The 23,848-nt window shown below is 53.4% G+C and carries 19 protein-coding genes; 7 read left to right on the top strand and 12 right to left on the bottom strand.

What is annotated here, in order from left to right; translation table 11 throughout:
* Window positions 1–482 precede the first annotated feature (482 nt).
* Window positions 483–860: a hypothetical protein gene (locus GOX53_RS26075; RefSeq protein WP_171181596.1), complete on the bottom strand. Its 378-nt coding sequence runs from the start codon at window positions 858–860 to the stop codon at window positions 483–485.
* Window positions 861–947: 87 nt separating this feature from the next.
* On the opposite strand from GOX53_RS26075, the gene GOX53_RS26070 reads away from it, so the two are divergent.
* Genes GOX53_RS26070 through GOX53_RS26060 form a run of 3 tightly spaced genes read left to right on the top strand, consistent with a single transcriptional unit; the run spans window position 948 to window position 4,299 of the window.
* A complete protein-coding gene (locus GOX53_RS26070) occupies window positions 948–2,504 on the top strand; it encodes a recombinase family protein (RefSeq protein ID WP_256415909.1) in 1,557 nt (518 codons plus the stop codon).
* The gene (locus tag GOX53_RS26065; RefSeq protein ID WP_171181594.1) at window positions 2,504–3,403 is read left to right on the top strand and encodes a plasmid partitioning protein RepB C-terminal domain-containing protein; all 900 of its coding nucleotides are present in this window, start codon (window positions 2,504–2,506) and stop codon (window positions 3,401–3,403) included. Before GOX53_RS26070 ends, GOX53_RS26065 begins: the two co-directional genes overlap by 1 nt.
* The gene (locus GOX53_RS26060) at window positions 3,400–4,299 is read left to right on the top strand and encodes a plasmid partitioning protein RepB C-terminal domain-containing protein (protein ID WP_171181593.1); all 900 of its coding nucleotides are present in this window, start codon (window positions 3,400–3,402) and stop codon (window positions 4,297–4,299) included. The genes GOX53_RS26065 and GOX53_RS26060 overlap by 4 nt, the downstream gene beginning before the upstream one ends.
* Window positions 4,300–4,684: 385 nt before the next feature.
* Here GOX53_RS26060 and GOX53_RS26055 read toward each other — a convergent pair whose 3' ends face one another.
* Window positions 4,685–5,542: a LysR family transcriptional regulator gene (locus tag GOX53_RS26055; protein ID WP_170449099.1), complete on the bottom strand. Its 858-nt coding sequence runs from the start codon at window positions 5,540–5,542 to the stop codon at window positions 4,685–4,687.
* An 85-nt stretch (window positions 5,543–5,627) separates the two neighbouring features.
* Here GOX53_RS26055 and GOX53_RS26050 point away from each other — a divergent pair, with 85 nt between their 5' ends.
* A complete protein-coding gene (locus GOX53_RS26050) occupies window positions 5,628–6,650 on the top strand; it encodes a permease (RefSeq protein ID WP_171181591.1) in 1,023 nt (340 codons plus the stop codon).
* A 272-nt stretch (window positions 6,651–6,922) separates the two neighbouring features.
* On the opposite strand, the gene GOX53_RS26045 is transcribed toward GOX53_RS26050, so the two are convergent.
* From GOX53_RS26045 to GOX53_RS26035, 3 genes are all read right to left on the bottom strand, one after another.
* The gene (locus GOX53_RS26045; RefSeq protein ID WP_171181589.1) at window positions 6,923–8,524 is read right to left on the bottom strand and encodes an aldehyde dehydrogenase family protein; all 1,602 of its coding nucleotides are present in this window, start codon (window positions 8,522–8,524) and stop codon (window positions 6,923–6,925) included.
* A 47-nt stretch (window positions 8,525–8,571) separates the two neighbouring features.
* Entirely contained in the window at window positions 8,572–9,399 is an 828-nt protein-coding gene (locus GOX53_RS26040; RefSeq protein WP_170440557.1) for an oxidoreductase, read from the bottom strand.
* Between the two features lie 124 nt (window positions 9,400–9,523).
* Window positions 9,524–10,513, bottom strand: a complete 990-nt coding sequence (locus GOX53_RS26035; RefSeq protein WP_171181587.1) for an AraC family transcriptional regulator — start codon at window positions 10,511–10,513, stop codon at window positions 9,524–9,526.
* Between the two features lie 273 nt (window positions 10,514–10,786).
* Here GOX53_RS26035 and GOX53_RS26030 point away from each other — a divergent pair, with 273 nt between their 5' ends.
* Together GOX53_RS26030 and GOX53_RS26025 are read left to right on the top strand one after the other, a co-directional pair.
* Window positions 10,787–11,275: a GNAT family N-acetyltransferase gene (locus GOX53_RS26030; protein ID WP_170440552.1), complete on the top strand. Its 489-nt coding sequence runs from the start codon at window positions 10,787–10,789 to the stop codon at window positions 11,273–11,275.
* A gap of 393 nt (window positions 11,276–11,668) precedes the next feature.
* Entirely contained in the window at window positions 11,669–13,645 is a 1,977-nt protein-coding gene (locus GOX53_RS26025; RefSeq protein ID WP_171181585.1) for a hypothetical protein, read from the top strand.
* Window positions 13,646–13,758: 113 nt separating this feature from the next.
* On the opposite strand, the gene GOX53_RS26020 is transcribed toward GOX53_RS26025, so the two are convergent.
* The 7 genes from GOX53_RS26020 to GOX53_RS25990 form a co-directional block, all read right to left on the bottom strand.
* On the bottom strand, window positions 13,759–14,109 hold the full coding sequence (locus GOX53_RS26020) for a hypothetical protein (protein WP_171181583.1): 351 nt from the start codon (window positions 14,107–14,109) through the stop codon (window positions 13,759–13,761).
* Between the two features lie 120 nt (window positions 14,110–14,229).
* Window positions 14,230–16,029 carry a TniQ family protein gene (locus GOX53_RS26015; RefSeq protein WP_254446800.1) on the bottom strand — a complete coding sequence of 600 codons (1,800 nt, stop codon included), beginning with the start codon at window positions 16,027–16,029 and terminating at the stop codon, window positions 14,230–14,232.
* A 35-nt stretch (window positions 16,030–16,064) separates the two neighbouring features.
* Window positions 16,065–17,057 (bottom strand): ATP-binding protein, encoded by a 993-nt coding sequence (locus GOX53_RS26010; protein ID WP_171181581.1) that lies wholly within the window; start codon window positions 17,055–17,057, stop codon window positions 16,065–16,067.
* Entirely contained in the window at window positions 17,050–19,188 is a 2,139-nt protein-coding gene (locus GOX53_RS26005; RefSeq protein WP_171181579.1) for a Mu transposase C-terminal domain-containing protein, read from the bottom strand. The genes GOX53_RS26010 and GOX53_RS26005 overlap by 8 nt, the downstream gene beginning before the upstream one ends.
* Window positions 19,185–19,880, bottom strand: coding sequence for a TnsA endonuclease N-terminal domain-containing protein (locus GOX53_RS26000; RefSeq protein WP_171181577.1), 696 nt, complete (start codon window positions 19,878–19,880; stop codon window positions 19,185–19,187). Before GOX53_RS26000 ends, GOX53_RS26005 begins: the two co-directional genes overlap by 4 nt.
* 255 nt (window positions 19,881–20,135) lie before the next feature.
* Window positions 20,136–20,360, bottom strand: coding sequence for a helix-turn-helix domain-containing protein (locus tag GOX53_RS30390; protein WP_171181575.1), 225 nt, complete (start codon window positions 20,358–20,360; stop codon window positions 20,136–20,138).
* Between the two features lie 840 nt (window positions 20,361–21,200).
* Window positions 21,201–22,565, bottom strand: coding sequence for a PLP-dependent aminotransferase family protein (locus GOX53_RS25990; protein ID WP_171181597.1), 1,365 nt, complete (start codon window positions 22,563–22,565; stop codon window positions 21,201–21,203).
* 146 nt (window positions 22,566–22,711) lie between these two features.
* Here GOX53_RS25990 and GOX53_RS25985 point away from each other — a divergent pair, with 146 nt between their 5' ends.
* Window positions 22,712–23,572, top strand: coding sequence for a DMT family transporter (locus tag GOX53_RS25985; protein WP_171181573.1), 861 nt, complete (start codon window positions 22,712–22,714; stop codon window positions 23,570–23,572).
* The last annotated feature ends 276 nt before the right edge of the window (window positions 23,573–23,848 follow it).

Raw genomic sequence — 23,848 nt, 5'->3', positions numbered from 1 at the left:
GCGATGGAAGAGGAGATCCCCGGCGCGTGCTCTGATTTGCTGGATCCGTACAGTCAAGTGAGATCCGCGCGGGGCGCGCGGATCGCAGTTAGCAGGAGACAGGGCAGGGGGTCGACGCGCTGACACGCGCTCACCCCGGCCCTGGCATCATCCTGTAGTGGAGCTGCTGTGCCCGGCCCAAGGCCGGCCCCATCATCCCTGATCCGCCCGCATCCCGTGTCGGGCCGGTCAAGGGGCAAGCGCCGCGCCAGGCGCGTCGTCTCACGTCAAAAAACCCGGTTCCTCCCACGCGCACAGCGCGCGGGTCCCTCCCATTTTTTTGCCGCTCCAACCCCGTGACAGTTGTCGGGCGACACATAGTTTTGCCATTCAACGACGGCTAAGTCATTGATTTTGAGTCATTCGATTTTTCATGGGCGCACGGGTTTTGCCATTTGCGACTCAAAGGCTTTCCATCGCGTTGGAGCAACGGAAAGCGTCTATTATGGTTTTTGATCGTCCTCATCGGCGCAAATCGTATCTAAATCACTCAAAATTCCGGCCAGTTCTTCTCTGACAAGCTTTAGCCTTGCTATCGATATCGCTTCGCTCCGTCCCGCCAATTCCAGTACAACCGCAAGAACTGTGTCTGAATGCTTCATCAGTGCGATCAGGTTCTCGCCTGCTGGTCCGTATGCGCCAGATATCCAGTTCTTAGCCGTTCGTTCACTTGCTCCAGTCCACCGCATCGTTGATTTTGTAGCTCGCCCTGCCCCACCCAGTTCTTGAGAAAGAGCGTCGCTGATCGCCTCCCTATATTCTGACGCCGAAACGCGCTCGTCGCACTTTCGATGAAACGTGTTGCCCTTTTTATGAAACATGTTTCCGGACCTCTCCCTTTAGGATTGAGAAAGGAATCGCAGAGTTCCCGTACAGGTTTGCAAATTTGAGTGGTGGGAGCCGCAGCATTGAGTTGGCCGAAGAACAAGACAGACAGGGAAAACCGCCGGAACGCCGCACAGTACGTTCGCATGTCGACAGAGCATCAGCGCTACTCGACCGAAAACCAGGCCGACGCCATCCAGCGCTATGCCGATGAACGCGGCTACAGAATTATCCGAACCTATTCTGATGCAGGCAAAAGTGGATTGAGAATTCAAGGCCGCGCAGGCCTATCACAATTGATCGACGACATCGAAACTGGTCAGACCGAATTCGGAACTGTTCTCGTTTACGATGTCAGCCGTTGGGGGCGCTTCCAAGACGCGGATGAAAGCGCCTACTACGAGTATATCTGCAAACGGGCGGGCATTTCGGTCGAATACTGCGCGGAACAGTTCGAGAATGATGGCAGCCCAATGTCCACCGTCGTCAAAGGTTTAAAGCGGGCAATGGCAGGCGAATATAGTCGTGAGCTTTCGCAAAAGGTCTTTGCGGGGCAGCAGCGCCTGATCGAGTTGGGCTATCGACAAGGCGGCGCAGCCGGGTTCGGGTTGCGGCGGATGCTGATTGATGAAGCCGGACGTACCAAGGGCATTCTTTCGCGAGGTGAACATAAGAGTATTCAGACCGACCGGGTAACACTTGTTCCGGGTCCCGCTGATGAAATCGCAATAGTGAACCAGATCTTCTTGAGGTTTGTGAACGACGGTTGGTCTGAAGCTGAGATTGCGTCAGACCTGAATCAGCGCGAAATTCGAACCGATCTGGATCGGGATTGGTCACCGGCGGTTGTGCGTCAAATTCTGACCAACGAAAAATACATCGGGAATAATCTTTGGAACCGCAATTCCTTCAAACTCAAGAAACGCCATGTTCGGAACGATCCGGAAAATTGGGTCCGCGCTGTTGGTGCCTTTGAAGCAATCGTTGACGCCGACCTGTTCGACGCTGCCGGAGCAATCATTGCAGCCCGCTCGCATGTGCTGTCCGACGAAGAAATGCTGGATCGGCTAAAGGAGGTTTTGGAGGAAAACGGCTACCTCTCGGGCTTTGTCATCAATGAAGCGCCAAAGCTTCCATCAAGCGGTGCCTACCAGAATAGATTTGGTAGCCTGTTGCGTGCTTATAGCCTCGTCGGCTTCAAGCCTGACAGAGATTACCGTTACATTAAGATCAACAGACGATTGCGCAGCCTGCATTCCGACATCGTCCGGGACATCATCGCCGGGGTCGAAGCCGGTGGCGGAGACGTCGTTCAAAGCCACAATGCAGATATTCTCATCATCAACGACGAGTTCACCGTTTCCATTGTCATCGCACGCTGCATGCAAACAGGCGCAGGCGCGTATCGCTGGAACATTCGACTGAACACCGGTCAGCTCCCCGACATGTCCATCGTCGTCAGGATGGGGCAGGCAAACAGAACGCCGCTCGACTACTACTTGCTGCCTACCTTTGACCTGACCAAATCAAAGCTGCGCTTGGCGGAGAACAACGGTTTGTCCCTTGATGCATTCCGCTTCGACAACCTGGCGCATTTCTTCGACATGGCCGCACGTACGCCAATACTGGAGGCAGCGTGATGGACCATGCGCCGGTCGGACACACTGTTCTTGTTCCTGTCGATGCAATTACCGTCGTCAACCCAAGGCTCAGGAACAAAAAGGTGTTCGACGAGATTACCGCGAACATCGCGGAGCTTGGGTTGAAAAGACCCATAACGGTTGCTGCGCGTGAGACTGAGGACGGAAGTGAGCCAGCATACGAATTGGTCTGCGGCCAGGGCCGTCTTGAGGCATTCAAGGTTCTTGGCCAATCTGAAATACCGGCGATCGTCATAGATGCCAGCAGCGAAGATTGCCTTGTTATGAGCCTGGTGGAAAACCTGGCGCGCAGGCACCACCATTCGCTGGACTTGCTCAGAGACATTGGGCGCCTCAAAGAAAGAGGTTACTCTGAAACTGAAATCGCCACCAAGACTCAGCTGTCCAAGAAGTATGTCCACGGCGTCATTAAACTTCTGGATAGTCACGAACACCGCCTTCTGCGTGCAGTGGAAAGCGGTAAGATTCCGGTCAGTGTTGCCGTTGACATTGCGGACGCAGATGACGTCGGCGTGCAACGTGTTCTGAGGCAAGCTTATGAGAAAAAGCTTCTGCGCGGCGGCAGACTCCTGGCGGCCAAGCGTCTGGTTGAGGCGCGCCAGAAGCATGGCAAGGGCCGCGCGCCCACTGGCGAACGACCGCGTAAAAGCCTGTCGGTCGAAAGTCTGCTCAAAACTTATGAAAACGATGTCGAGAAAAAGAAGGTGTTGCTGAGAAAAGCAAGTGCAACGCGCAGCGAGCTGCTCTTTCTGACACAAGCGCTCAAGACCCTGATGACTGACGAAAACTTCGTCACTTTGCTTCGCGCCGAAGGGCTAACCAATCTGCCAAAGCAGGTTGCAGACCGGTTGGCGCAATCCGAGGAGGTGTCCGCATGACGGTGACCAGGAAAGAACGGACGGTTGCAGCTGCTTTTGAACAGGAGCTGGTGACACTCTCATTCGAGAACATCGCGCCGCTCTATGTGCTCACGCCGCAAAAGAAGGCCAGCATCAAGTTCAAACAGATCGCCGCATCCGTTCAGGAAATTGGCCTTGTTGAACCTATTGTTGTGTCACGCGACCCATACAACGCTGGTCAATACACTCTGCTTGATGGGCATCTACGCCTTGAGGTTTTGAAAGACCAGGGTCAGACACATGCGCGATGTCTTGTCTCCACGGACGACGAAGCCTTCACCTACAACAAACGCATCTCTCGTCTCGCGACCATTCAAGAGCACAAGATGATCCTGAGAGCCCTCTCTCTTGGCGTACCGGAAGCCCGTTTGGCGAGCGCGCTTAATGTCAACATCAAGACCTTGAAGCAGAAACGCCAGCTTCTGGATGGTATCTGCGAAGAGGCGGCGGAACTACTGAAAGACAAACAAGTGGCTTTGACCGGGTTTCAGATTCTGAAAAAGATGAAGCCAATCCGCCAGATTGAAGCGGCGCAACTCATGGTCGCCATGAACAAGTTCACGATCAACTATGCCCGTTCGCTTCTGGCCGCGACGCCCGAAAACCAGTTAGTGTCGGCGGCAACGCCGAAAAAGATCAAAGGCATTTCGCGCGAACAGCTGGAGCTGATGGAGCGCGAGTCTGCCAATTTGGAACGCGAGGTCCGCCTTGTAGAAGACAGCTACGGCGCGGATCATCTCGATCTGGTCCTGACACGCGGGTACATCGCGAAGCTGATGCGCAGCGAGCAGATCACGCGCTACCTGTCGCTGCACCATGACGCGTTCTTACCCGCGTTTGAAAAGATCACTGAAAATGAGGCCTTCACTTCCTGAACCCTCACGGCTGATTGGAATTGTTTTTGGGGACCCGGACCCATCAAGCGCGGGGACCGCAGGAGACGCCGCACGGTGGGGCGGATCAAGCGCGGTGATGGGGAGGACGGCGAACCCGTCGGAGCCCATCATGCCGGGCCAAACGCCCGGCAGGTTTCTCGAAAGTCTGCGCGTGTTTCCCGATGCCGAGGCGCGCGCAGACAAATTTCTGCTGAATCGCTTCTCTGTAACAAACTGCAAACATCGCTGAAGCGGCATAATGTGAAGCGATATCTAGTTATGTGGTCTGCTAATCATCGAGACCAACGCCTATTGCTTCAATTCACCTGCTAGCGGCCATTGATCCTGCATGCAGAGAAGGTTGGAAAAGGGCTAGAACGGCCCATCACGCTCTGGACAAGAATGCCGTTCGAATAGCAGCTTTCATTGCGTCCTGCGGCCCATGCCCTTTCGGTCTGCCTGAAGCCATCACAAGTTTGGAGGCAGGTGTGCTCCCAAATCCCAGCCTCTCGTTGACCACGGATAGCCCGATGTGAAGCGACGACCGGCCCAGCAAGCCAACCGCGATCCCTGCCTCTACAGCTGCAATCACGCCAGAAACGCTTTGGCTTGAATAGACGATACGGTAGGGCTTTCTACGGGAATGTAAGGAACTGATTGCCGCGTCGCGCCACCAACACGCTTCATCGAAAAGGGCCACCGGTAGGACTTCTTCGACTGAAAAATCCCGATGTGCCGAAGACACCCAACAAGTCGGGTCTTCATAAAGGAGTTCCTCAAAACCAGATGGAGTTTCGACCTCGTAAACCGCAAGGTCCAACAGCTCTTTGTCGAGCGCATCAGGAAAATGTGCGCTCAAGGCGCAGGTGACCTCCAGTTCGACTTTAGGATGATGACTGGTAAACGCCGCAATAATCGTCGCGAGTTTGGCGCGCCCGTGATCGTCGGGTATGCCCAAGCGTAGTTTTCCGCTCACAGAATTGTGTGAAATCTCCCGCTGTACCGCGTCGAGGCGGGCCGTCACGTCTTTCGCAACGAACAGCAACGTCTGCCCCGCATCGCTCAACACAACCCCGCGACCATGCCGATCAAAAACAGGGCGGCCCAGAATGGATTCCAGGCGTTTGATCTGAAGGCTCGTTGCAGATTGGGACCGGTGGATACGAGCTGCACCATCCGTGACACTGCCAGCCTCAGCCACGGCGACGAAGGTTCGCAAAAGATCGCTATCCAGATTCTCCATCTGTTTTTCCAATATCTGAAATTGAAACTATTCGTTTCAAAGATGGCTCGTGCCACTCTAATTTTCAAGTTCAAAGGAGTAGGTAATGTCCGATCAAACCGCTGCCCATCGACCATCTACCCGGAAAAATCTGATGTGGGGCGTTTCTCTGGTGCTGTTGTCGGGTGTCTGTCTTGTTTGGCCGGAACACGCGGCAAACGCTGCAAAGTTTGTCGTCTTGGGCTTGATTGTCGTCGCGCCAATCGTCATTCCGGGTATCATCCTTGCGGCCTGGATCATTGCCAGCAGCGCGGACTCTCATATTGCTGCTGCCTTTGAGGGCAGGGCATTTCGATCGGTGTTGGCCGCGTCGCTGATCGGAGCCGTTACGCCCGTCTGCGGTGTTACCGTGTTGCCGTTAATGGCTGGGTTGCTGGCTGCGGGTGTACCGCTTGCACCGATCATGGCATTCTGGCTGTCTTCTCCGATAACGGACCCGGCGATGCTCGCGACCACCGCCGCAACATTGGGTCTGAGCTTTGCGATTGGCAAAACTCTTGCAGCTTTCGGATTGGGTGTATTCGGGGGCGCGATTACCGGTCTATTTTCCAGGGCGCCTTGGGCAATGAATGCGCTTCGCGATAATGATCTCGCTCGCCAACTGAGTGCTGCGCGATGCGGCGAAGGTCAGCCCTTTGATCCCTGGGTATGGCGGTCTGAGGCGAGACGACGTTCCTTCGGCAAACAGTACTGGGCAACCAGTCGGCTTATCCTAATTTGCCTGATACCGGCGTTTACAGCCGAGTACGCCCTGAACACGGCACTGACGCCTGGATCGCTGGCAGTATATGTCGGGGAAGACAAATGGTGGGCCATACCCGCCGCTGTCTTCATTGGTGCCCCAGCCTATATCGACGGGTACGCGGCACTCCCACTGACGCGAGGGCTGATCGACAACGGCATGTCCGAAGGCGCAGCGATGGCTTTCCTTGTATCGGGTGGCGTAGTCAGCATCTGGGGTGCAATGGCCATCGCACCGGTGCTCAAACCGAAGCCATTCATGCTATATCTGCTGCTTGCTGTTCTTGGCTCGATTGGAGCGGGGTATGTCTTTGGGTGGATCGTCTAAGAGACAATGCCAACTGAAAGCAAGCAGTCAACGAATGGCTAATCTGCCCACCAACACAGAAATCTCAAATCTCGAGTTGAACGTCCGGTGTAGGTCTCCCTTGTCGTAATTAAACGCCTCTATTTGTAGGTAACTGCCTGCTCCCAATGGTCGCGAGAGGCGCAAAACCGCCCAATTCAGCATGTTGAAAAGTGCCCACAACCTCAAACCCTACCGCCAAGATGGCAGTAGGCTCATCACGTACAACGCACCGTGGCTAAGGGTTACTGGCCTCAGAAATCCTTCCGACGGAAACCGCCTATGATAGCACCACCCATTAGGCATGTTAGGTTTCGCCAGGATGGCTCAACCGCATAATTGGCCATTTCCGTAGCCAGCGTGTCAAAGGCACCCTTGTTGGTTTTTATCATGTGACCGGGCGACATGAAGCCAGCAGTCAAGATAGATTTCTCGACATTCTCGAAGCACATGGCGTTGCCGAAGTTGCCTACTCCCGAGACGAACTCCTTGCCTTCTTCGTTGCCGCCCCATGTCAGCCAGGGCGAAAGGAAGATGAAGGGTGGCATGGCGTTTACGGCAATTGCACCATACTCCATTTCAGTTACCGCTCGGTCCAGAGCGGCCTTATGCGTCTTCTTGGTGTCCTCGTCGATCAGGATTGCGCTGCCCAACGTGCCAAGCAGCTTTTCATTGCAGAAGGCAACTGCAGCGGGCAGGAATTCAGCAGCGTTGGCAGGCACGTCCAACGGCACCTCACCTGTGATCTGGCAGAAGGCCTCGTTGCGCGTGCCATAACTGTCCACTTCGATCCCGGTGATCAGCAGGTTTTCAGCTGCCTTGAACAGACCGCCCTCCGGTGACAGCCGCTCAGCTTGCGGATAGGCGTTGAGGAACCCGTCTTTCACCTCGCCAGCCCCCGGATAGTAGGTGCCCTCGGCGGGCGTGTCTTCGACGATCGCCTTTCGAATGGCATCTAGGAACTGATCCCGCTGGGCCCAGTGTTTCGACGTTACCAAAGTTTGAACTCGACCGCAGACTGCACCACCGTTGAGCTTGTTAATTGTGACGATCTGGTGCGCCTGATGAGCGATTTCCTTATCGGTCCAAGGGCGGTCGCCCGGCACGATGATCACCGGGTTGTTGCCTCCGCATTCGGAGATCAATTCGGCTTGGGTGGCACTTTGGATCGCTTTGGCGGTACCTGCACCACCCGTGAAGTAGATCTTGTCGATCCTGGTATCGGTCGTCAGCACACGGCCTTGATCGTGATCGGCGAAAGTCAGGGCTTGATGATCGATCAGCGGGGTCATGACCTTTTCCCAAACCTTATCGCTCTCGGCATTCAGGTGGTGAGGTTTGTGCACCACAACCTTGTTGTCGAAGAAGATTGCCTTGAGCATCTCCAAGGACGACGAATAGTTCCCCGCGCCCAATACGGCGGTGATACCGGCAGGTTTATCTATCGGATTCACTTGCTTCGGTTCGCCCTTGACCCGAATGACATCCTTCCGGTCGCCGTTCATCAGCTTGTCCTTGGTGTCGATTGGGAAGACCGCAATGTCATAGCGATCATTACCAACTTTGGTGATGCTGATCGGCTCTGGCATCTTTCCATGCACGATGCCTTCATAAACGTCGATGGCGGCAGAAATGGTATTGGCCATTGGAACAATCGTGGCGATCTTTGATAGCGGGTCGGTATAAATCTCTTCGCCCATCTGACCATTCTTCATGGCGGTGTCCGAGGCGGCGAGTTCACCGCCAAATTTCTTTAGGTTTTCGCGCACAGCTTCCAGTAGGGCTAACCGCTCGGCGGGGGAGGTAGCGGCCCATTTCTGCGGGTTCAGGTGAGTAATGGCGTCGTCGGTTTTCATCTAATTGTCCTTAAGTGTTCGGTCGGAGCGAGTTGGGGAAAGCAGGATCAGCGAGCGATCGACATGACCATGCGGTCGAAAGCACGGTCGCCCAACCATTTACGGACGCCCATCATCAAGCTTGCGTATTTTCCGGCGGCGTAGCGGGTCTTGGGTCTGCGGGCCTTCACCGCCCGGGACACAACATCGGCAATCACCTGTGGGGACGAGCCGCCACCATCCTTGTAGTTTTCGGCGGTTGCCTTGGCGACGGTTTTGGCCATCGCTCCATAAGCCGTATTGCCCGAAAACTTCAGCATCGGGCCTTCGACAACATTTCCGAAAGAGGTCTGAATGATGCCGGGTTGGACCACAACCACGTCAATACCAAACTGTTTCAGCTCAAGGCGCAGGCAGTCAGACAAACCTTCGAGAGCGTGTTTCGAGGCATGATACCAAGCACCCAAGGGCGTATAGATCTTGCCACCCATCGACGTTATGTTGATGATCTTGCCTGCACGTTTCTCGCGCATGTAGGGAAGCAGTTCCTGTATCAACGCGGCAGCACCGAACAGATTCACGTCCATCTGATAGCGTGCTTCCTCGATCGGCACGTCCTCGACCGCACCATAAAGTCCGAAACCCGCATTGTTCACCAGCACATCCGCGCCGCCGAACTTGATGGTGATCTCAGCGACAGCGGATTTGCGACTGGCCTCATCTGAGACATCCATGGCAACAGGATGCGCGCCGAGCGCTTTCAGATCGTCCATTTGCTCCACCCGTCGGGCTGCGACGACGACAGTCAATCCATCCTTGATCAGTTGCTGAGCGATCACTTTACCCATGCCCGACGATGCACCGGTAACGAGCGCAACTTGCTGTGTGTTTGCCATTATTTACTCCAATTGTTTTGGACAGCTTGTCTTGTCCCGGATCAGTTGCACCGTTCGGCCCGAGTCGATGCGTTCGGTATCTCCGGATACAAACGCAGACTGGAGCGTACGATTGCGCGGCTGTTCATTTTCGTTGCGGGCGCGGACTAAGTTCCGACATATCCCTCGCCTCGGCCGGGGTCATGCCGGTCCAGCCTTGGAACGCGCGATAGAATGAGTTCGGCTCGCGGTATGCCAGCAAATAGGAGATCTCCTCGACGTTCAGCTCCTCCTCACTCAGATAGTGCATCGCCAGTTCTAAACGGGTTGATTCCAGCAGAGTTTGGAAGGTCTCGCCTTGCTCCTTCAGTTGGCGTTGCAACGTGCGCTTGGACATGGCCATCCTCTTGCACATCGCCTCAATATTTGCCTCACCCGAAGGCAACATGTCATGTAGGACCCGCTTGGCGCGCATCACGATGGGCGTGTCTGTTTCATGAGTCACCATCTTGCGACGAAGTTGCTTCTCAAATTCCGGCCAGGCTTCCTCGTTTTCAGTGATCAGGGGTAGGTCCGCGTCTTCGCGACGAAGTGAAATGCTTGCGCCGGGCGTTGGGTGGCGTCCCAGATACGAAAGTACTTCCTCACCCGGATGTTCAATGACTGGAAGCTTCACGTGTGCTGGCACGATATGCTCGGCAGTGTGGCAACGGGCACACTCCAGCAGGTAAAGCGCTTCGAACCAGAGCATTCGCGGTGGGACTGGAATGGTGGGATCGACTGAGCCGATGGCAACATGCAGGCAATCGTCGTCCTCGGAGAGGTCCAGAGTGATCGGTGCCATCAGCGGTTTGAACACCGACAGTCGTTGAAGCCCGGTACGTACATCGGGTGAGCAGGAGAAAGAGAACATCGCGGGCGTGAATGGCGCGTGAGCAAAGAGTTTGCTCAAGATGAGCGGCAAATCTGGGCGTTTAGCTTCTGTTTCAACCGATTGCCACAGATCGAACACCTGTGCGGGCGTCACCCCCTTGCTTTCGTTGCGCAGGAAATCACGCGGGAACCCGGCTCGGAGAAACACCTGCTCGGGTGAGATTTTCAACAACTTGGCCAACTGTGTGATGGATTTGGCCATTGGGTAAAGACGGTTTGGCGATTTCGCCTCCTGAAGCGAGTGTATTAGCGCATCCTATATTCGCATGTGATTTCCACCGCGCCAGAGGCTTGAAACCCTTTGGCGTGTTCTGATGGTCCTTTGGCGCAATATGATAGAGCAACAGCGAAGCCCCAGCATCGTGTTCCTCTCGAACCCGTCGTTGACCTTTCACGTTACACTATGTTGCTGCTCTGGCTGCTAGGTCCAGGAAGAGCCCATTTCTTCTAGTTACAAATGTGCTAGTTTTTCGAAATGAAACATGCGGAGCCATTCACTTTTCGCAGTGCTACAGTTGCCGATCTTGAACTGCTACTAGACTGGCAATCGCGTCCTCATGTCCGAGAATGGTGGGATTCGACTGAGCCCAGTGAAACCAAGGATTTCGACGACACGCGGGTTGCTAGGTGGATTGTCGGTTTTTTCGATCAACCCTTTGCATATATGCAAGACTACACCGTTCATGGTTGGGATGATCATCATTTCTTTGATCTGCCTAACGGATCGCGCGGCATTGACCAGTTCATTGGCGAATTTGACATGGCTGGAAAGGGGTACGGACCGAACTTCATAACCCAAAGGGTCAAAAAACTTTTTGAGGAGGGCGCACCGGTGATCGCAACCGACCCGCACCCAGAAAATGTTCACGCAATTGCAGCATACAGGAAAGCAGGCTTCAAGGAATTGCGACCTGCTGAGGAAACTCCTTGGGGTCTAGTCCTTCCTATGGCCATTTACCCTTAGACGTCATAGTCCCAACGTCGGTTTCGTCCGAATTGCGGTCGTGGCGGTTTGGCACCACAAATGGCTGGTTTCGCAACCATTGGGTGACTTGCCGCGCCATAACAAACCGCGAACATCGTTGAAGCGGTTTTATGTGAAGCGATCTCTGGTTGAGTGATGACCGCTCAGTGGAACAAGTACCAAAGGCTGCCTTTTCATGCAGGATGCTCGTTAACTAACTACGTACTTCTTCATAACCTTCAACCTAGGGCACATGTCTTTTGTTGAGCTTTTCATAATTTTGTGCGTCGCGCACTCAACTAGTTTCAAGCAAGCTTCGAAGCGTTTCGCGACCTGAGATTGAATGCAGGGGTATCGTGCTCTACACGTTCTTTGAGTTCTAATGAGGCAACGATGCTTAACAAATCTTTAAAGACCGGCAAGGTCTTGGTAACGCTAGCAGCCGTTTCAGTTGATCCAACCGGTCTCGCTGCAGTCGGAGCCGGACTAGATACTTTGATACATGTGTTTGATGTTTTTTCATCCGAAAACTCTGATCTCAAGAAACTAGCGAAAGAGATTGACCGGAAATGCGCCCAAGAACTTGCAAAACCATATTTTGACAAACCGACTGACGCACGCCTACTGCTTCCCCAGATGCTGGAAAAATCTATTCTAAATGCAGATGACCTCGCTGAAGTGGGACTAGATGCAGCTGCGATTTACAAACGTATTGAGGCATCGATTCCAAGAAATCCAGACTTTCGCTCAGAGCACTTCACAGCTTTCAAGAAACTATACCAACCAATATTGGTGGATCTTTGTAACGATCCGCGATTGGAGGCGGCCATTCGAGTCCCTCTAACCAAAGCGACGCTACGAAAACTGAATGAAATAGCATCATCGAGCAAAAAGTGGTCCGAAGAACAAGAAGCTATCAGAAGTACTTTGGAAGATCTCGCTAGCCGAATGGGAGGCTTGGAAACCGCTGTTTCCAAGCCCGCGGCCTTGACACTTTCGGAGCTCCGAGCACTTGCCAGTAAATTTGGAGGTAAGGACTTGGGCGAAAAGGACGATTTAGTAAACTATATTACGTTGAAGTCTGATGAATTAGCTCGGCTGAAAGTTGAGATCGCAGCTTTGAAGGGCTTAAACCCCCGCGTTGACAATGTTCACTCAGCAGCTTCAGAAGCTCTAAGAAATTTGGATTTGGAAGAGGCAGAGGCTTTAATCTCTAGTGCAAAGGAAATTCATCAAGAAAGTACCCTAAAACCTGCACTAGATGAGAATACAAAACTGCTTACCACCGAGGCCAACATCTCTCTCTTGCGTGGCGACGTAGAGAAAGCTTACAGGACACTTTCAACTGCGGCAAACAGCTATCTGGTGATCAGTGATAAGATGGCCGTTTACATGCATAGCACACTTGAACCGATGTTGACCAATTATGGACAGCGTTATGGACATCAAGGATACGATTTTGCATTGAAGCTAATGCGAGATGCGTTGGCGTTGGTTAATCCTGATAGCCAAATTATTGAGTATCAAGCGGTACAGAACGATATCGGAAATATTTATCTACATTTATCAGATAGCCTCACCGGCAAAGAGGCAATCCAAAACCTTGAGCTCGCTGAGAAGGCATTCAGCGAAGCAAAAAGGGTCATTGATCCAGACAAGATGCCTTTCGATTTGGCGATGACCAGCAACAACATAGCAAATACAGTGAAACTTCGGGCGCGCTTTGAAAAAACTGTAGAGAAAAAGAAAGCGAAGCTACTGAAGGCCAAGAAGTTATACCTCCTATCATTAGAGAGATTTACGCCAGACAGTTACCCGTCTGAGAACGCGATGGTTAACCGTAATCTGGTCGCATGCTACGGCCAACTCGCCGGGCTAAATAAGAAAAACGAAGCTGCTAACCACAAGCTCTACTTGGATGCATTGTTCGCTGGGATGTCTGCATTTGAATATTATCGAAAAACCAACAACCATGCTGAGCTTTTCAACACATGCATTGATTTAGCGATAGTCTCGATGCGAATTTACCAGCTAGGTATTGATGGTTCGCGCGGAATGGAAATTTCTGCAAAAGAATATCTAGATTTGGCGGAATCAATTTCTGATCAACAGAAAAGCCCCATTTATTGGGCGTTGGTCCAGCTAAACCGCGTATTTGCTAACTATACAGTAAATCTTCAGGAAAAAAGCGGCGATCCAATAGACATTTTGAAGACGTCGATTGCCGAAATTGACGGAATTTTAGCTACATTGAATGCGTCTCCAGATACCAATGTAGCGTCAGAGGCCGAAGCGTTTCGGCTAGTTTTGACTGAGCAATTGGATGCACTGTCGAAAAACAAACCCGACCCTCATGTTACCGAAAGATGAGTTTTTTGGAGTTTGAAGGTCTCGCACAAGTAAACCTTGTGCGAAGAGAAATCCTGCAGAAATCTGTGAACACCTCTGAGGGGTGTCACGTGGGCCACCTTCTGGTTGTATCGTCACCCATCTGGGTCCTCATCACTGCAGTGCCCAAATTCGTAAATACCCTGTTTTTTTATGCGGCGTATGAATGCTAGGTAGTTAACTACCCGGTCGATTTCATCCATTTCTCCAGTGGCATAAGCGACCGCAATCATCTTGAATTGAGCCTCAGGATCTTCCGCAATTTTTTCGTCTCGTCGAGCGGAGCTCTTTCCGGTCCCCAATGAAGCAGTAGTTGTTTCGCCTTCGCTCCACATCTCATCGAGATAAGCCCGTAGATTAAGCTCGGGAATATTCTCACCCAGCCTGCCTACAGCCTCCCATATTGGTTGAAGCCGTTCAGTAAGATTTCTTCGACTGCTAGTCATTTTTCTTCACCTCGCAGTTCAGCAATTCAACGTAGTTGGCCCAATCGAGGGACCGCCACTAAAACTGATGAGCATGAGCGGCGGAGCATCAACTTAGCTCCGCTACCAGCTTTTGTTGACTCAACCAGTCAGTTTAGATTGACGTTTTGCCCCCCCAATCATCAGTTCCCGAACCACATCTCGTGTCTCGTTCGGGTAGGCACGAACAAACCCAGCCTCGCAGGGGATTGTCTCAACTTCTCTACGATCCAGTGCCGGACCCAAATGGATCGCGGCGATCTCAAACTGCTCTGCCATTTGGCCCAGCGTTACATAGTGTTTTTCAAAAGCCTTAATACTCTCTTCAGTGATGTAGTAACGATAATGCTGCGTGTCCGGGTTTCGCAGCTTTACCTGCTTAAGGTATCCACAATCCCGCAAGAGCCGGATTGACCCGATACTAATTCTCAAGCGCGCCGCTGCATCCAGAAGCGACAGATCACCAGAAAACACGCGCTCCGATTTTTCTAAGATCTCAGCGCAGTCTATAAGAATTCCAGCCAACCCCTCTACGTCCGGATCTCTCCAAACGCCGGTCAGTCGGCCTGCTGCCCAATCGGCGACAACGCGAGCCAGGGCCACCCTGCTCTGTCGGCTGTACTCCGAGAGGGGCAACCTATGTCGTGCCCCAGAGGCAATGCGCAGGCCTTCAAGCCTAGTCAGCAAGGTCTGTACCGAGGACGATGGAACATAGCGCAGAGACGTTCCAAAACGATAGGCTTCCAGAACATTATGCCGGATCAGTGCCTTAACATGGACCGGATGGATATTCAGCTGGACCGCGGTGGATTTGGTATTCTGCAACCCAGACCAGAAGTCGAGCACGGCAGCCAGATCCTCATGGCTGACATCTTTCATGTATGACAGGTCGCTCGCATTTATACCGCGAAGATGGGCGAGAATACCTCGCACCCGAACCTCGCCGACCCCATGTAGCTCCCGCGCGCGTTCAAGCGTGATGAGTTTGGGCGCTGAGATTTCCGTACCCAGAACTTTTGCGCCGGTCTGCAGCGGATAGTTTTCACGCACAAAATCCTGCACGCAAGCCCTGAGCACTGCTGTCGCCGGGTCCTTTTCAGTTTCTTTCAGCCAAGTGTAGAATTCGCCCATATCTGTCGTGAAATAGGACCGCTTGGCGGAAGACCGGCGCCTGGCACGCTCCAACTCAAATTTCAGGGCTTCCGGCCCACTCTTCAAAACCTCGAAACCAGCCGACATGCAAGCACGCTCTTGTTCGAAGTCCAAGTCCGAACGGTAGACGCCCCGGTCCATAGCAATCGCCATACCTAATGTCAGAGCGGCCTGATGAAGATGCGTCAGCTCCAGCGAGTCCAACCAGTCATCAGCGACCCCAAACTCAATTCGGCGGCTCAGGTAGGTTTCAAACGAGGATCGCCCAAGCTTTGTTGCGTCTTGAGCGGCTTCAAAGATCAGATCCCGGTGACGCGTCACTTGCTCAACCACGTCGTAGGTGAGATGCGCATGCGACGCGTTGGGAAGCTGGAGCAACGGTACGCTATGTTTGGCACAGGTCTTGATCGGCAGCACCAACCACTCAAGAAGTTGAAACGCGTTCTCGGGGCCTGAAGCCTCCATGGCCTCCACAATACATCTCGGACAAATCCGGGTGGTAGCCCGGCGGAACGAACCGGAGGTGGCAAAGGAATGCCCGACGCGGTACCGACAGGGGCCAACCAATCTGGCCGCCGCCAACTCCAACGCTTCAAGTGGCACCCCAGCCAGTTGTGACAGCCGCTCCAGCTGATCCGGATGAGCCGAGCAGATATGGGGCCATCTCAGACCCAGATCTGAGCAGAATTCCCTCGTAACACTAAGATTGCGACGTGACAGCCGGGCGACATAGGAAGCAGGCGTCTCCATGTGATGATGAGGCAGAGTGAGAGCGAGTTGTCGTTTCATTGCAACCCTCTGTCCAACGAGGGGTCGCCGTGATCCAACCAGCCCATGATGGTCCTAACATCTATGCTAATGTAGTCTTGGGCAAGGAATGGGTTGAAAGCAGGTATACACCCCGACTTGCGCCGGAATGCTTCTGCAAAATGTCCAAGTCGGAGCTGGGTTTCTCCGTCGTAGAGCGCCTCTTCTATCCCACTCAGACACATTTCGATGATCATCCCAAACTCATTGCCGCCTGCGTGAACCAGCCGCTTGAGAAACTCTCTCTGTTGAAGTTCGCTGGAATGTGTCAGACCAGACTTCTCAACGAACTCAGTAAAGATCTCTGTGACCTCGGGTTCGTGGGATATCCAGCTCACTGCACCCAGGTACACAACATCTATGCGCCTTTTAAGCTGAACATCAGAATTGATCATCTCGATCAGATCGGGCGTGCCAGACAGAACAAGACCAACCGGCCAGTCCTTATCGTTCATAAGCGATTTTAGGGTGTTCACCACATCATTGCGGGTTTTGACGCCTTTGCTGATGTAAAGGTCCTGAGCCTCGTCCAGATGCACAAACAGGGTCCTTCGCATTTGGAGAAACTGGCGCACCTGAGTCCATATGATCCCAACCGATTTGTCCCGAGCGAGCGGATACCCCAGACTGAACAGGATCGTCGTGCCAACGTTCTTTAGCGTCGCTGGTGACGGCACCAGTAGCCGGATCACTTCCGCCACGTCCAAGCCCTCCGTTGGCAGGATCAGGTCAGTATGATTGTCAAACAAGCGGTCTGCGAGAGTGGATTTCCCACTGCCGGACGCCCCGATCAGAGCAAGACCACGCGCCTCGCTTCGGCTACCCAATCGGATAGCCGCCCTTCTTCGGCGGAGATGGCGATCAAAAACAAGTTTGAAATCGTGGAATACCTGGTGTGAAACGAACATGTCTCGAAGACGCGCAATCTGGACGTCAATCTCATCAGACGGGTCGCCGCGGAGATCAGTCATCTTCAATCCTCCATTTCGAAGTTCTGGGACGATCCCCAGTGGGGCTTTGCCCCTGGCCAGCTGTGTCCTCGGTGGTGTCTTCTCCTTCGTCCATTGACGGGATGAAATGGCCGAATAGATCTGGCTCCGGCGGAAGGTCAAAGCTTTCAGGATCATCCGTTTCGATGCTCAAACCCAGGAACAGGTCTTCTCTGGCCCGTTTAAGCCCTGCCGGTGTCTGACGCTTCAGGACAGCCCCGAACCGGCGCTCTTCATCGGAGGTCTTTTGGATGATGGCGTGCAACGCGTCAGAGACCGTCTTCTCCTGAAGCACGGCCTCAGCCTTGTGTTTCAGCCGCAACTGACGCGCGGTCGCTTCCCATTGTTCATAAGATACGGCGTCAAAGCACTTCTGCAGAGCGCGCGCCGCATACCACTTTTTCCCGATCTGAATCATGATCCAACCGAGATCGTTCAGGTCAACTTTTAAATGAACGTGACGGCGACGGTCGTGCACATAGAACTCACGAAGTGCCTGGCAGGTGTAGTCAATGCCAAATAGCCTCACTCCTTTGCCAAAAACACGCCTGCGATACCTCACACCGAAGGCTTTGCGTCGGGTGGTTTCGGCGAGCTGGGGGACAATACCCATTTTCTCGGCGAGGCGTTTCCAGCAATTATTGGGGGTTTCGCCATTCAGCCCGCGGTGCGGCATGTTGTGATACACGTCCACAACGAACCTGATGAGGATTTCCATCAGCACGTCATCTGAAAGAGAAGCCATCTCCTCCGAAGGGTAATCTCCTCGCTCTTTAGGATCGGAAAATGTGCGACCGGCGAGGAGCGGCATCAGGGCCGTCCCAAAGGTTCGAAAGATACGCTCCACGCGCCCGCGCAAACGCGGTAGCCCGCCGCGAGGCGTCTCAACAACTCCATGTGCATCAAAGACCGCACTTCGAAACTCATCGTCCACAAAAGCAACGCCAAGATCGGTCACCAGGGAACTCACCCCGCCGTAGTGATGCCAGGTCGATTTGCAGCCAGCCGCAATCGCAAGGTCCGATTTGTCGCGTGTGATGTCAGACAAAAGAGCCAGGGCGTCTTGGCAATTCGGCTTTTCCGCCAGTCTCATACCCACCACACATCGCGTGGCACAGTCGATCGCGAGGTAAAGCCAACGACGCCCACGATCCAGCTTGGCGAGCTCTTCGGGACTCAAATGATCCAGCGCGCCCCTTGCAGCAAGTATCGTTATTAGATCAACGCACCATTCATCTATCTCAACACGCTCCATTGGATAGCTAGCTGTGACACCTTCCTCATAGAGCGCGAACTTGCGATTGGCGTAGTCCACGCCGTGCCTTTGGACGCATGTGAAATACGGATCAAGCTCAGAAAGCGCGCGCTCAACTTTGCGCCGCGAAGGAATTGTGAGCTCCGGCTTACCCTCCACCACTCGTTGCTTGTTCACAGTTTTGAACCGGTCCCGGCACACGTCCGCGACCTTCTTCTTGGTTAGTCTTTTCCGGGTCAAATAGGCTTCGAGGCATTCGCCCAGCAATCTCGAAGCCTCGAGGCAGAACCGCGCAGTTCGGTTGCCCGATCTATGTGTGCCCGGGATCAAAGCAAGCGGAGAGCCGCCTGCTTTCTCGTATCGTTTCACCCATTCTCTTAAGGTTCTTGGACTGGGTGGGTCCCGATAAACGTTCTTCTTTCCGGCCCTCGGATTCCGCCAATTGCTTTGGGCAGCCCGTGCCTGTTTGTTCACATGGGCCTCGATGGAAGGAATGACACTCTGTAGTGAGAAATCTGTCCGCTTCGCCTCATCGACACGCTCGAACTGGTAAAACCCGTCGACCCAGGAGAAGCGCCAGACTACTTCGGATCTCACGTCATCTGGCAAGCTTGCTATTGCTTCAACACCCGCACTCATTCGCAAGTCCTGGCGTTCAGGTAGGTAATATCCGGGATCAAAGGTCACATCGGGCCTTTGAAGAAGGTCGGCAAATTCGTCGAATGTGAGAGACAGGTTCCGGCCAGTCTCATCAAAATCTTCGAAGTAGTAACCAAAGTCAGTTTTCCGGTCTAATTTGTACTTCCGGCCATCTACCGTCAGAAGGCCAAAGACACTCACTCTGAAAGGCAGGTTCATTTTACACCTCCCTTCGAAAGCAAAGTGTCGAGATCAATCAGGTGCTTTCTGTCGGCCGTGAGTATGTCTTCAAAGATCCCAATCACAATGCTCCTGAACCCTGCGCCACCGAGCCCCAACAACTGGCACATCTCGTTGACCGTGACTGGAAAACAGACGTCACAGGTGATGGATTTGAGATGAGCCTGATGCTCCGAATTTCGCGTCTTTGAGAACTCAACGAAACGTTGTGCGTTTAGGGCCTCTGCGCGGGTGAAATCGCGCTCCGTCACTAACACGATGTCATCGGCAAAATCCTTGCGCATAGCTGCGCGGATCTGCTGCAGCTCGCGGCAGAAATTCTTCTCCAACACCACCTTCCACGGCTTCACCGCTATGGCCAATCGACGACCGTTTTTTAGCTCCACTAAAAAATCAATGAAGTGAGTTTTCCGATTGCCTGATTGATCGCGGTAGCTGATGAGTTGTGGCTGCTCCCAAACGTTAGCCACCGCAGGGTTAGCCAGTAGCAGAAACAACACTCGCTGTTCCAGTTTGCTTTCAAATTGAACGACCCTCGGGCGTTTTTGCCCAGGCAATTGCATGACAACTCCGCCTCTGGAGCTATGCGTCGATCTCCGGGGGATACCCCGTGTCGCACGGCTGGGCTCAGGCGACATCTCGCCCGTCAGTGTGAACTCTTCATCTTTCATGTCTGTGATTTGGAGCGCCGACCAGCTTGGGCTGATCGTGCCTCTCCACCCTCTTTTGGTGTTCCTCGGGCAAAGCCAAGCCATCTCATCGCCAATAGCGACGACGAAACAGTTGACTTTGCGATCATGGCGGGGGAAGAAGGTGTATCGGTGAACTATCGATACTGATTTCAAAGGCCTCGTGGGTTGCCGCCCTCGGGGCCTTACCCTTTCTTCCTATTAATGCTGTTGCTAATTCATCTGCAGGCACCTCCGTTATTCGTAACGTTCCGGCCACAGAGCCTCGGGCGTTGTCCCAAGCTTTTCTGCTATGGCTTTCTGGACGTAGTCAGAGCGCCTGTATCCTTGTGACACAGTAGACACTGAGCTGATGGAACGGCCGATATCTCGGCTCAGCTTAGCCAGTGAACTGCCCTTTAGCCGAAGGTCACACTTGATCTGCTCATGTTTCGCGAGATCGACAATCAAATTCCCGGTCATGTCAAATGTTCCGACTGATTCCAGTTAACGAAATCTAACAAATGACTTTACAGGTGTCATTTTTATTGTTTAATTTCTGATGTTTACGTATTTGCGCCTCAAAATTCCAATGCAATGTCGGAAGACAATCAGCTAAGTTGCTGTAACGCCGACGGCTTTGCGCCAAGAGACGCAAATAGAGGTATCTGACGTTGAAGAAACTGGGTTAGGCTTGAGCACAATAGTCGAAATAAAATGTGGCAGAGTTCCGACTATTTTCCTGCGAGAGACGCCAAATGCGTGGCAGCCATACCTGCGCCGCAAACTCCTCGCTTTGCTTAGACAAAGTAAAACCCATAAGGAATTTGCCACGCGGCTCGGAATTAGCCCGTTGGTTGTGCGACGGCTCTTGGACTTGCTTGGCGTCGATTATGTTCAACGCCTCTATAGGCAATATAAAAAGGGAAAAACCTGCTCAGATATTGCCAACGCAAACGGGATGAAGCCTGCAACACTGTCCAAACTCTTTAGGGAACGAGGCTTTGAGGTACAGCGTGGGGTTCGCAGACCCAAAGTGCCAAAACATAAACTGCGCCGCATCTGGACAGAGACCCAAGTAATCAACAGGGTGGCGCGAAAACTCAAAATCCACTGGGAAACGGCGCTACGTCTGCTCGAGGATGAAAAGCTGATCGTGGGTTACAAAGGTCGACCGAGAAAACTCTCAAAATCATCACGGCCGCCTTAGGCTCTTCATATACGCCTCAGGGGCATACTAGCAGACCTAGAAAACTCTTGGTTCGGCCCAATGCCGACATTTGCTTCATCAAACAACGCTGCAATGCAGCTTCCGCAAAGCGGTCATTGTGGCTCGGCCGCACTCATCAGCTCACGAAGCAGCCTTTTATGCGTCACTCCCGTCATCTGGCTCACGTTGAAGCGCATAAACGAGTTCTTGGACCGGGTCGGACTGAAGACATTTCCCGGGGCAAGCACAACGCCTTGTTTGAGAGCTTCCCGTGCCAGCATGGCCGAATCCCTTCCGTCTGGCAGCTCACACCATAGGTAAAATCCGCCCTTGGGATACACGAAGGGCTTGATGTTTAGGGTGCCCAACTCATCGATAGAACGCGCGCGGGCGCGATCCAGTTTGGCCCTCAGCGTATCCATATGTTTGCGGTAGCTCCCATCGGTGAGGGCTGCGTGCAGCAATTCTGATACCATCGGGCTCGGCCCACCAAAGCTGATTGCGACCTGAAGGTCGGTCAGGGCGGCAATCCAGCTAGGCCTGGCAGCTATGTATCCGCATCGTAGCGACGCCGAAAGCGTCTTGGAGAAGCTGCCAATCGTGAGAACACGGTCCAGCCCATCCAACGCGGCTAGACGCGGAGACAGGTCCGGCTCGAACTCAGCAAAGATAGCGTCTTCCACGATAAGCAGATCATGGGTCTCGGCCAGAGATAGCACGCGATGCGCGGTCGCTGCTGAGAGCGTCGCGCCAGTTGGATTGTGCAATGCCGAGTTGGTCAGATAGAGCCGGGGACGCTCTTTGCGTAGAACGCTTTCGAATATCGTGAGATCGGGACCATTGGGCGTGTAGGGCACACTAACAAGTGCGACCTGATGCGCACGCAAGAGGGCTTGAAAATTGAAATAGCACGGATCGTCCACCAGAACTGTATCACCCGGCTTGAGCAGCAATCTGCAGATCAAATCCAGCGCTTGTGACCCAGAATTTGTAAGCAAAACGGTGTTTGGGTCGACGTCTATATTTTGATCGCCCAACATGCGTGCCACGTGTTGGCGCAGGCCCGCATGCCCCTTTGCATTGCTGTAGTCGGTCAACACATTGCTGTTGCCCCGTGCCACATTACGCATGGCCCGACGCAGTGACTCCAGAGGCATCCAGTCTGACGGCATCCACCCGCATCCGGGCTTCTCCATGCTGTCTTCCGCATCAATGGATTGCCGAGCGACCCAAAGCGGATCAATCTCTCGCTCAAGCTGTGGCCCGGTTTGCGACACGACAAAGGGCTGAACGCGGTCGGAAACAAAGAAACCAGAACCGCGTCGGGCAAAGATAACGCCCTCAGCGGCCAAGACGTCGTAGGCCTCAACTACGGTCGAGGGTGAGACGCCCAATCTACGTGCGAGCACCCGGACAGACGGCAGCTTGGTTCCTGCGCTATATGTACGAGACCGTATCCTGCGTGTGATATGGTCCATCACGAGTGTGCGACGGGTCGCTTTGGCCATGGTACAATCAATCTGTTTGGGTTCATCTATCGTTACAGTTCGAGTGAACTGTACTGTTCTGTATCTGCATTTACTACAGCGCTTCCACTACAAGATCCAAAAAGGATTGTGTGGCGATGACGTCTTCATTTTCGGGTTGGGGCAGTGGATTGATCGGTGTGCTGATCTTCAGTGGGTCCTTGCCCGCGACACGAGTGGCCATAAATGGATTTGACCCTCTTTTTCTGACCTCGGCTCGTGCCGTGCTGGCGACAGCTCTGGCACTGTGTTTGCTGGTCTTATTCAAACAGCTTAAACCTTCGCTGGCGGATCTGGGATCCCTCATAACAGTGGCCTTGGGCGTCGTGATCGGCTTTCCTCTGCTGACAGCCTTGGCCCTTCAGCACATCACGGCTGCGCATTCAATCGTCTTCATCGGGCTTTTGCCCTTGAGTACCGCTGCATTTGGCGCGTTGCGCGGCGGCGAACGTCCGGCCGGAATGTTCTGGTTGTTTTCCGTCTTGGGGAGTGCGGCCGTCGTTGGTTTTGCCCTCACGCAAAGTGCAGAAGTGTCCCTGATTGGAGACCTGTTTATGCTGGCGGCCATCCTCGCCTGCGGATTGGGCTACGCCGAAGGGGCGCTGCTCTCGCGTCGATTGGGCGGCTGGCAGGTCATTTCCTGGGCGCTTGTCTTGTCATCACCGTTCATGGTCATTCTCGCAATCTTCACATGGCCTGACACATTTGCCGATTTGAGCATGCCTGTCTGGCTCAGTTTGGGATACGTCTCCATTTTTTCGATGCTGGTTGGATTTGTGTTTTGGTATCGCGGTCTGGCTCGCGGGGGCACAGCAGGTGTTGGGCAGCTACAACTGCTTCAGCCGTTTTTCGGCTTGATCCTTGCAGCGGCCTTACTAGCGGAACCGGTCGCGCCTTCGATGATCGGGGTAACGGTTTTCGTCGTGATTTGCGTGGCCGGTGCGAAGCACTTCGCGTAACGGCCCAAAGCTGCCGTTCAAACACCAAAGGATGTGTAGCCGCTTCGGTTTCAAAGCAGACATGATATATCTAAGGAATGCTATCCTCGTAGCTCTGCTTCCCGATTTGCTTCCCTTCTTTCTTCTTGCACAATACTTGTGGTTAGGCTCCGGACGCAGTCGTTGGCCCATTTTCTAACTATTGGGTTTTGGCTGTTCCTAAGGCTCTCAAAAAGCGGAACTAAAGCATCCCGCCGAAAACTTGAATCGGGGGATTCCCAAATGGTTGTCAGTGTG

Origin of the sequence: Ruegeria sp. HKCCD8929 (genome assembly GCF_013031405.1) — a bacterium.
Classification (GTDB): Bacteria; Pseudomonadota; Alphaproteobacteria; order Rhodobacterales; family Rhodobacteraceae; genus Ruegeria.
The sequence above is the reverse complement of the archived record's forward strand: the minus strand, read 5'-3'. Positions and strand labels throughout refer to the sequence as shown.